Source organism: Streptomyces bambusae (assembly GCF_019400985.1).
GTDB classification, from domain to species: Bacteria; Actinomycetota; Actinomycetes; order Streptomycetales; family Streptomycetaceae; genus Streptomyces; species Streptomyces bambusae_A.
The window spans coordinates 1-7,637 of record NZ_WTFF01000345.1; the positions used below are offsets into that span (position 1 = coordinate 1).

General features: G+C 75.4%; 8 protein-coding genes and 1 pseudogene. 4 read left to right on the forward strand and 5 right to left on the reverse strand.

What is annotated here, in order from left to right:
* Nucleotides 1-8 precede the first annotated feature (8 nt).
* Nucleotides 9-2,264, forward strand: a complete 2,256-nt coding sequence (locus GPJ59_RS30850) for a glycoside hydrolase family 31 protein (RefSeq protein ID WP_258025178.1) — start codon at nucleotides 9-11, stop codon at nucleotides 2,262-2,264.
* A gap of 140 nt (nucleotides 2,265-2,404) precedes the next feature.
* On the opposite strand, the gene GPJ59_RS30855 is transcribed toward GPJ59_RS30850, so the two are convergent.
* Nucleotides 2,405-2,914 carry an NUDIX domain-containing protein gene (locus GPJ59_RS30855; protein WP_219671215.1) on the reverse strand — a complete coding sequence of 170 codons (510 nt, stop codon included), beginning with the start codon at nucleotides 2,912-2,914 and terminating at the stop codon, nucleotides 2,405-2,407.
* A 260-nt stretch (nucleotides 2,915-3,174) separates the two neighbouring features.
* On the opposite strand from GPJ59_RS30855, the gene GPJ59_RS30860 reads away from it, so the two are divergent.
* The 3 genes from GPJ59_RS30860 (at nucleotide 3,175) to GPJ59_RS30870 (ending at nucleotide 5,605) form a co-directional block, all read left to right on the forward strand.
* On the forward strand, nucleotides 3,175-3,807 hold the full coding sequence (locus tag GPJ59_RS30860) for a M15 family metallopeptidase (RefSeq protein ID WP_308120577.1): 633 nt from the start codon (nucleotides 3,175-3,177) through the stop codon (nucleotides 3,805-3,807).
* Between the two features lie 65 nt (nucleotides 3,808-3,872).
* Nucleotides 3,873-4,331 carry a Zn-ribbon domain-containing OB-fold protein gene (locus GPJ59_RS30865; protein ID WP_219671217.1) on the forward strand — a complete coding sequence of 153 codons (459 nt, stop codon included), beginning with the start codon at nucleotides 3,873-3,875 and terminating at the stop codon, nucleotides 4,329-4,331.
* Complete coding sequence (locus GPJ59_RS30870) at nucleotides 4,328-5,605, forward strand: lipid-transfer protein (RefSeq protein ID WP_219671218.1); 1,278 nt, start codon at nucleotides 4,328-4,330, stop codon at nucleotides 5,603-5,605. The genes GPJ59_RS30865 and GPJ59_RS30870 overlap by 4 nt, the downstream gene beginning before the upstream one ends.
* Before the next feature lie 238 nt (nucleotides 5,606-5,843).
* Here GPJ59_RS30870 and GPJ59_RS30875 read toward each other — a convergent pair whose 3' ends face one another.
* The 4 genes and pseudogenes from GPJ59_RS30875 to GPJ59_RS30890 all read right to left on the reverse strand — a co-directional run.
* Nucleotides 5,844-6,467, reverse strand: a complete 624-nt coding sequence (locus GPJ59_RS30875; RefSeq protein WP_219671219.1) for a GTP-binding protein — start codon at nucleotides 6,465-6,467, stop codon at nucleotides 5,844-5,846.
* A complete protein-coding gene (locus tag GPJ59_RS30880) occupies nucleotides 6,448-6,885 on the reverse strand; it encodes a DUF742 domain-containing protein (protein WP_258025177.1) in 438 nt (145 codons plus the stop codon). The genes GPJ59_RS30875 and GPJ59_RS30880 overlap by 20 nt, the downstream gene beginning before the upstream one ends.
* 11 nt (nucleotides 6,886-6,896) lie before the next feature.
* The gene (locus tag GPJ59_RS30885) at nucleotides 6,897-7,337 is read right to left on the reverse strand and encodes a roadblock/LC7 domain-containing protein (RefSeq protein WP_219671220.1); all 441 of its coding nucleotides are present in this window, start codon (nucleotides 7,335-7,337) and stop codon (nucleotides 6,897-6,899) included.
* A pseudogene (locus GPJ59_RS30890) lies at nucleotides 7,334-7,637 on the reverse strand (histidine kinase); the annotation flags it as partial. The pseudogene GPJ59_RS30890 and the gene GPJ59_RS30885, both read right to left, overlap by 4 nt.

Consider the following 7,637-nt stretch of genomic DNA (forward strand, 5'->3'; position numbering starts at 1 on the left):
CCGTCGGGCTGCCGCCGCGCGGCCCGGAGCGCGCCCGGGTGCCTGGGCTGCTCACCGGGGCGGACTCGCGTCCGGGCGGGGGCGTGCTGCGCTTCGCGCGCTCGGAGCTGCTGGTGCGGGTCACCGCGGGCGGGGCGGTGTTCTGGGGCTGGGACGGGGCGGAGCCGACGCCCTCGTACGCCGTGGTGGGCTCGGGGCCGGAGCCGGACCCGCGGGCGGTGCTGGAGCCGGACACGGGCGGCGGCTGGCGGGTGGTGTCGGAGCGGGTGACCGTGGCGGTCTCCCGGCACGGTGCGGTGGAGGTGCGCACGCCCGGTGGCGTGGTGCTCCGCCGGGAGCTGCCGCCGCGCTGGTGGGAGCCGGTGGGGGCGGTCGGCGGGGCGCGCTGGCTGCAGCGCGCCGAGGTGCCGGCGGACGCGCGGTTCTTCGGGCTGGGCGGGCGCGCGTCGGGGCCGCGGCTGCGGGACGGTTCGTACCGGCTGTGGAACACCGATCCGCGGGGCGGGTTCGGCCCGGGGGACGATCCGCTGTACATCACGATGCCGGTGCAGATGGTGGTCGCGGACGCGGGCACGCACCTGGTCTTCCACGACTCCACCTGGGACGGGCGGGTGGTGCTGCGCGAGGGCGAGGAGGGCGCCGGGTCCGGTCCGGACCGGCCGGGGGTGAGTGAACTGCGCATGGACGGCGGCCCGTTGCGCTGCTGGGTGCTGGTCGGGACGCCGGCCCGGGTGCTGCAGGGCTGGTCGGGCCTGACGGGCGCGGCGGCGGTGCCGCCGGAGTGGGCCCTGGGGTACCAGCACGCGCGGTGGGGGTTCGGGAGCGCTCAGGAGGTGCGGCGCGTGGTGGCCGGCTATGCCTCGCGGGGGCTGCCGCTGTCGGCGGTGCACCTGGACATCGACCACTACGACGGGCACCGGGTCTTCACCGTGGACCAGGAGGCCTTCCCCGATCTGCCCGGGCTGGCCGGGGAGTTGCGGGAGTCCGGGGTGCGGCTGGTGTCGATCGTGGACCCGGCCGTGAAGGTGGAGGAGGGCGGTACGTACGCCGCCGGGCGCGGGGTGGGGCCCGCGGGGGCGTTCGTACGCGACGCGCAGGGGCGGGAGGTCCGCGGGGAGGTGTGGCCCGGGGAGTGCGCCTATCCGGACTTCACGGACCCGCAGGTGCGCCGGTGGTGGGGCGATCTGTACGAGGAGCGGCTGCGGCAGGGCTTCGCGGGGGTATGGCACGACATGAACGAGCCGGTGTCCTTCACCCCGCCGGTCTTCCCCGACCAGACGCTGCCGCGGTCGTCGCGGCACGTGCTGGAGGGCGCGGGCGGGGACCACCGGGAGGCGCACAACGTGTACGCGCTGGGGATGGCGCGGGCCGGGTACGAGGGCCTGGTGCGGCTGCGGCCGGCGGAGCGGCCGTTCCTCTTCTCCCGGTCGGGGTGGGCGGGGATGCAGCGGTACGGGGGTACGTGGTCCGGCGACGTGGAGACCGGCTGGGAGGGGCTGCGGGCGTCGCTGGCGCTGGTGCTGGGGCTGGGGCTGTGCGGGGTGCCGTACTCGGGGCCGGACGTGGGGGGTTTCGGCGGGTCGCCGAGCCCGGAGCTGTTCCTGCGGTGGTTCCAGCTGGGGGCGTACCTGCCGCTGTTCCGGACGCACGCGGCGATGTGGGCGGGGCGGCGGGAGCCGTGGGAGTTCGGCCCGGAGGTGCTGGAGGGGGCGCGGGCGGTGCTGGCCGAACGGGAGCGGCTGCGGCCGTACTTCATGGCTCTGGCGCATCTGGCCCGGCGCACGGGGGCACCGTACGCCCGTCCGCTGTGGTGGGGCGCGCCGGAGGAGCGGGCGCTGCGGGACTGCGAGGACGCGTTCCTGCTCGGCGACTCGCTGTTGGTGGCTCCGGTGCTGGAGTGCGGCGCCGACCGGCGCGCGGTCCGGCTGCCGCGGGGGCGGTGGTACGACACGGCGACGGGTGAGGCGTACGAGGGCCCGGGCCAGGTGCTGCTCGACGCTCCGATGAGGCGGATCCCGGTGCTGGCGCGGGCGGGGTCGGTGATTGCGGTGCGGGGCGAGGACGGCGAGCCCGAGCTGGAGGCGTGGGCCCCGGCGGCCGGCCGTACCGGGAGCGGGGTGTTGGTCCGGGACCCGGGCGAGGGCTTCGGGGTCGCGGAGGTCGAGCGGGTGACGGTGCGGTGGCGTGGGGGGCGGGTCGTGGTGGAGGGGGAGGACGGGGTGGAGTTGAAGGTGCGGATGCGGGGGCTGAGGGGTGGGGGCTGAGGGGTGGGCCGCTGCGCGGGGCCTTTCCCCACCCCGCCCCTTCCCGATACCGGGGCTGCCGCCCCGGCCCCCGCTTTCGGGGGCTCCGCCCCCGGACCCCCGCGCCTCAAACGCCGGCGGGGCTGGAAATGTGGGCCGGGTCAGGTGTAGTGGCCCGCGAACCAGGAGGCGGCGGCCTGGGTGTGGAGGGGGAAGGCCAGGGTGGTCGGGGCGTGGAGGATGTGCCAGCCCTCGGTCTCGTCCGTGGGGACGGGCGGGGGCAGGGTGGCGGCCGGGCGGGGCGGCAGGAGGCCGAAGAGGAGCAGGTGGCCGGCCGGAGAGCTGAGCGCGTCGGCCAGGGCGACCTCGTCGGCCGCGGCCTCGATGCCGGTCTCCTCGCGCAGTTCGCGTACCACCGCGTCCCGCCAGTCCTCGCCGAAGTCGATGAAACCGCCGGGCAGGGCGACACCGCCCCGGGCGGGCTCGATGGTGCGGGTGATGACCACGAGGCCGGTGCCTCGTTCGTCCTCGACGGGCAGGAGGGCGACGGCCACCGGGAGCGGATTGCGGTACGCGACCGTCCCGCAGGAGGGGCACTTGCGCGGCCAGTCGGCGGTGTCGAACGGTGATCCGCAGGTGGAGCAGTGCGAGTCCCTCAGCTGTGGCGCCATGCCGGAATGGTAAGGGAAGGGGCATGGGAGACAGGGGTGTTGTACGGAGTCGGGTGCAACGGCTTGGCGTCGGGGCCGTGGTGTGGGCGGTGCTCGGCCTGACCGCGGCGGCAGGCGGAGCGGAGGGGGTGGTGGCAGCGCCTACGTCCACCGTGAGCCCGGCCGCCGCGGGCACAGTCTCCGCGGCCCGGGACGGTGGGGGCGGCGGTGGAGGGCGGGGGGCGGGTGCGGGTCCGCTTGCGCCCGACGGGTTCGTCGCGTTGCGGTTCGTCGATGCGTCCGTCGGGCAGGACATGCGCTACGCCGGCGGGCGGAACTTCACCGGTGCGGTCGTGGACGGGTACGACGAGGCCGAGTGCCTGTTGGCCCGGCCCGCGGCGCTCGCGCTGCGCCGGGCGCAGCAGGGGTTGCTGCGGCGCGGGTACGGGCTGCTCGTGTACGACTGCTACCGGCCGCAGCGGGCCGTCGACCGGTTCGTGCGCTGGGCCCGGGACCTGGCGGACCAGCGGACGAAGGAGTCGTACTACCCGCATGTCGACAAGTCGCTGCTGATCCCGCACGGGTACATCGCCGAGCGGTCCGGGCACAACCGCGGGAGCACCGTCGACGTCACGCTGGTGCGTCCGGCGGCCGGCCGCCGGCCCGTGGACATGGGGACGCCGTTCGACTTCTTCGATCCGCTGTCGCACACCGACGACCCCCGGGTGGGCCCGGGCGCCGCGCGCCACCGCCGACTGCTCCGGGAGAGCCTGGCCGCGGAGGGATTCGTCAACCTGCCCGAGGAGTGGTGGCACTTCACCTACCGCCCCGAGCCCATCCCGGCGCCCTCACCTCCCTTCGACTTCCCGGTCCGGCTGGCTTCCGTGGGGATCGGGATCGCCCGGAACCGGTGACCTGAGGCGCCCACTGCGGCAGACTTCTGACGTTGCGTCAGATACTTCGGTCGCGGAGGAGAGTCGTGGAGCGGACACGGAAGCCCGTCGTGCGCGGGTGGTTCACGGAGGACGACGGGGCGGAGGGCGGCTTCCGGCTGCTCGGTACGCGGTGCACCGCGTGCGGGTCGGTGTTCTTCCCGCGGGAGGACGCGTACTGCCGCGACCCGCGTTGCGCCGGCGGCGGCGAGCTCGCCGAGGTCCCGCTGTCGCCGCGCGGGCGCGTCTGGTCGTACACCGACGGGCGCTACCGCCCGCCCGCGCCCTACGTCTCCGACCCGGCCGCGCCCTGGGAGCCGTACACGCTGGTGGCCGTGGAACTGGAGGCCGAGCGGATGGTCGTGCTGGGGCAGACGGTGCCCGGGGTCGGCGTCGGGGACCTGGCCGTGGGGATGGAGGTGGAGGTGGTGCCGGGCGTGCTGGACCAGGACGCGGACACCACCTGGACCACCTGGCGCTTCCGGCCCGTGGCGGGGCAGCGATGAGCCCGGTGGCGGCGGGCGGGAGCGCGGACGTGGCGGTCCTCGGGGTCGGGATGCACCCCTGGGGCAAGTGGGGCCGCAGCTTCGTGGAGTACGGGCGGGCCGCGGCCCGGGCGGCGCTCGACGACGCGGGGCTGGAGTGGACCGACGTGCAGTCGGTCGTGGGCGCGGACACGGTGCGCGGCGGGTACCCGGGATACGTGGCCGGGGCCACGTTCGCGCGGGCGCTCGGCTGGCAGGGCGCGCGGGTCACCAGCGTGTACGCGGCCTGCGCGTCGGGGGCACAGGCGATCGGGGCGGCCCGGGCGCAGATCCTGGCAGGGCTGGCGGACGTGGTGCTGGTGGTGGGCGCGGACGCGGCCCCCAAGGGCTTCTTCGCGCCGGCGGGCGGGGACCGGCCCGACGATCCGGACTGGCTCCGGTTCCGGGTGCTCGGGGCCACCAATCCGGCGTACTTCGGGCTGTACGCGCGCCGCCGGATGGCGCTGTACGGGGACACGCCCGAGGACTTCGCGCAGGTCAAGGTGAAGAACGCGGCGGCCGGGGCGCTGAACCCCAACGCCCGCTACCGCAGGCCCGTCTCGGCGGAGGAGGTGGCGGCCTCGCCGGTCGTGGCCGATCCGCTGCGGCTGCTCGACATCTGCGCGACCTCCGACGGCGGGGCGGCGCTGGTGCTGGCCGGCATGGACTTCGCCCGGGCGCGCGGGGTCGCGGACCCGGTGCGGATCCGGGCGGTGTCGACCGTGACGCCCACGTATCCGCGGACGGTGCTGGACCTGCCCGACATCGCCACGGACTCGGCGGCCGGCGGGGGCGGTTCCGCAACCGCCGGATCCGGGGCCGGCGGATCCCGGGCCGGCGGATCCGGGGCCGGCGCGTCCCTGCCCGAGGACTCCTTCCGTCGGTCGATCGCGCGGGCGGCGTACGAGGAGGCGGGGATCGGACCGGAGGACCTGTCCCTGGCCGAGGTGTACGACCTGTCCACGGCGCTGGAGCTGGAGTGGTACGAGGACATCGGGCTGTGCGGGGCGGGCGAGGGGGCCAAGCTCGTACGGGAGGGGGCGACCGCGCTGGGCGGGCGTACGCCGGTCAACGCGAGCGGCGGGCTCGCCTCCTTCGGCGAGGCGGTGCCGGCGCAGGCCATCGCCCAGGTGTGCGAACTGGCGTGGCAGCTGCGCGGACGGGCGGGGCAGCGGCAGGTGCCCGGCGCGCGGGTGGGGATCACCGCGAACCAGGGGCTGTTCGGCCACGGCTCGGCCGTCGTCGCCGTGCGGTGAGCCGTACCCGGACAGGCTGAACTGCGGCTGTTGTCCGAACGCTTGACGGCCTCCTGCGGCAGGTTCACACTGCCTGCACGGTCCTTACGCGCCCCCGTCGGGCGCGTCCCTCAGCCCCCCTTGTGAGCCGCGGCCCGTACCCCAGTCGGCGGGGGTACGGGCCGCCTCCACAGGTCCGTCCGCAGGCGCAGCGGATGCGTGGCGGAAGTGCGGCGGAAGCGCGGCGGATGGGCAACGCTCAGACGCGGGCGGCCTCCTGACGCCGGGCGCGGGCCACGGACATCGCGTGCTCGACCACCCCGACCAGCACGTCCTTGACCGATTCACGGTCCCGCGCGTCGCACAGCAGCACCGGAACCTCCGGTTCCAGGTCCAGTGCCTCGCGTACGGTCACCACGGGATGCCGCTCGGCGCCGTCGAAGCAGTTGACGGCGACGAGGAACGGGATGCCGCGCCGCTCGAAGTAGTCCACCGCGGCGAAGCAGTCGGCGAGCCGGCGGGTGTCGACGAGGACCACCGCACCGAGCGCGCCCTGGGCCAGCTCGTCCCACAGGAACCAGAAGCGGTCCTGGCCCGGCGTGCCGAACAGGTACAGGACGAGGTCGTCGCGCAGGGTGATGCGCCCGAAGTCCATGGCGACCGTGGTGGTGCTCTTGGCCTCCACCCCGTGGAGGTCGTCGACGGCGGCGCTCGGCTCGGAGAGCAGTTCCTCGGTGCGCAGGGGTCTGATCTCGCTCACCGCGCTGACCAGCGTGGTCTTGCCGACGCCGAAGCCGCCCGCGACCAGGAGCTTCAGGGTCAGCGGCTCGATCGGCGACACGGCGTGCATGACGCCGGTGCGGCTAGAGCGCCCGAAGGCCATCGATCACCTCACGGAGAATGGATTCGTCGGGGAGTTCGGCCGGGGGCACCGGCCGGGTCACGTGGACGAGTTCGTCGTCCACGAGGTCGCCGATCAGGACCCGGACGACCCCGACCGGAAGGTCGAGGCCGGCGGCGATCTCGGCGACCGACTGCGGCCGTTCCCGGCACAGCTCCAGGATGTGGGCGTGTTCCGGTGACAGGGTCATGTCCCAGGCCGGGTCGTCGGCGGCGGGCTCCGCGACGACCAGCGCGATCAGGTCGAGCCGGTGCTGGGCCGCGTGGCTGGTCCGGCCGCGCGTCATCGCGTACGGGCGCACCACCGGCCCGGCCTCGTCGTCGTACCAGTGCGGGTGGGCGGCCGGGCCGACGTCGGAGGCGTGGGAGGTGCCGGTGGGGTCCTGGCCCAGTTCGCTCATACGGTCCGCCCTCACCCTCCTGCTGGCTGACCGGTGCGGGGGGCCGTCGCGAGGTGGGCACCCACCCGCTTGACCATCAGGGTCATCTCGTAGGCGACCTGGCCGACGTCGGAGTCCGCGTCGGACAGGACGGCCAGGCAGCTGCCGTCGCCGGCGGCCATGACGAACAGGAACGCCTCGTCCAGCTCGACGACGGTCTGGCGGACCTGCCCGGAGTCGAAGTGCCGGCCGACGCCCTTGGCGAGGCTGTGGAAGCCGGAGGCGACGGCGGCCAGGTGCTCGCTGTCCTCGCGGGTCAGCTCCCGCGAGGAGCCGGTGGGCAGTCCGTCGCCGGAGAGGACGACCGCCTTGCGGATGCTGCCGACCCGGTCGACCAGCTCGTCCAGGAGCCAGCCCAACTGGCCCCCGCGCCCCTTGGCGTCGCTGCTGCCTGCGGTCTGCGGTGCGGTCATCGACCGTCCCCCTCGTTCTCGTTCTGCTCGTTCTCGTGCTCGTGGTCGTGCTCGCCGGCGGCCCCGGTGGTGGTGCCGGCGGACCGCGCCTCGGACTGCTCGGCGTGGTGCCGGCGGCCGGCGGTCCAGCCGCGCTGGAGTGCGGACATGCGCGTGCGCACCTCCTCCGCGTCCCGGTCGGCGACCGGCTGGGCGGCAGCGGAGCCGGCCGCGGAGGCCTGGGCCTTCTTCAGCTGGGGCGCCAGGCTTGCCTGGCGGATCCGGCGGGGCAGGCCGCCGGGCCGGGAATGACCGTCCGCC